Origin of the sequence: Peribacillus sp. NPDC097295 (assembly GCF_044761665.1) — a bacterium.
Classification (GTDB): Bacteria; Bacillota; Bacilli; order Bacillales; family DSM-1321; genus Peribacillus.
Genome location: NZ_JBIWCW010000034.1, coordinates 1736 through 3370 on the forward strand (window position 1 = coordinate 1736; position 1635 = coordinate 3370).

Here is a 1635-nt window from a genome sequence, read left to right on the forward strand (position 1 = left end):
CATTGTTCCTTGAAAACTAGATAATAGATAGAAGGCAATTAATTTTTTTCAAAGCATCTGTAAGACTTTTTTAACGGTTAAGTTAGAAAGGGCGCACGGTGGATGCCTTGGCACTAGGAGCCGATGAAGGACGGGACTAACACCGATATGCTTCGGGGAGCTGTAAGTAAGCTTTGATCCGGAGATTTCCGAATGGGGAAACCCACTGTTCGTAATGGAACAGTATCTTTACCTGAATACATAGGGTACTGAAGGCAGACCCGGGGAACTGAAACATCTAAGTACCCGGAGGAAGAGAAAGCAATAGCGATTTCCTGAGTAGCGGCGAGCGAAACGGAATGTAGCCCAAACCAAGAGGCTTGCCTCTTGGGGTTGTAGGACACTCAATATGGAGTTACAAAGGAACGGGGTAAATGAAGCGACCTGGAAAGGTCCGTCGAAGAAGGTAAAAACCCTGTAGTTGAAACTTCGTTCCCTCCTGAGTGGATCCTGAGTACGGCGGGACACGAGAAATCCCGTCGGAAGCAGGGAGGACCATCTCCCAAGGCTAAATACTACCTAGTGACCGATAGTGAACCAGTACCGTGAGGGAAAGGTGAAAAGCACCCCGGAAGGGGAGTGAAATAGATCCTGAAACCGTGTGCCTACAAGTAGTCAAAGCCCGTTAATGGGTAATGGCGTGCCTTTTGTAGAATGAACCGGCGAGTTACGATTTCATGCGAGGTTAAGTTGATAAGACGGAGCCGCAGCGAAAGCGAGTCTGAATAGGGCGAATGAGTATGAGGTCGTAGACCCGAAACCAGGTGATCTACCCATGTCCAGGGTGAAGTTCAGGTAACACTGAATGGAGGCCCGAACCCACGCACGTTGAAAAGTGCGGGGATGAGGTGTGGGTAGCGGAGAAATTCCAATCGAACCTGGAGATAGCTGGTTCTCTCCGAAATAGCTTTAGGGCTAGCCTCAAGATGAGAGTATTGGAGGTAGAGCACTGATTGGACTAGGGGCCCCCAACGGGTTACCGAATTCAGTCAAACTCCGAATGCCAAATACTTATTCTTGGGAGTCAGACTGCGAGTGATAAGATCCGTAGTCGAAAGGGAAACAGCCCAGACCACCAGCTAAGGTCCCAAAGTATACGTTAAGTGGAAAAGGATGTGGAGTTGCTTAGACAACCAGGATGTTGGCTCAGAAGCAGCCACCATTTAAAGAGTGCGTAATAGCTCACTGGTCGAGTGACTCCGCGCCGAAAATGTACCGGGGCTAAACGTATCACCGAAGCTGTGGATTGACACCGTATGGTGTCGATGGTAGGAGAGCGTTCTAAGGGCGTTGAAGTCAGACCGTAAGGACTGGTGGAGCGCTTAGAAGTGAGAATGCCGGTATGAGTAGCGAAAGAAGGGTGAGAATCCCTTCCACCGAATGCCTAAGGTTTCCTGAGGAAGGCTCGTCCGCTCAGGGTTAGTCGGGACCTAAGCCGAGGCCGAAAGGCGTAGGCGATGGACAACAGGTTGATATTCCTGTACCACCTATACATCGTTTGAACGATGGGGGGACGCAGAAGGATAGGGTAAGCGCGCTGTTGGATATGCGCGTCCAAGCAGTTAGGCCGGAAACGAGGCAAATCCCGTTTCCATA

General features: G+C 50.1%; 1 rRNA gene (running past one end of the window). It reads left to right on the top strand.

From position 1 onward, the window contains the following. Positions 1–75 precede the first annotated feature (75 nt). Positions 76–1635: ribosomal RNA gene (locus ACIQXN_RS21490) — 23S ribosomal RNA — on the top strand; it runs 1473 nt beyond the window's last position.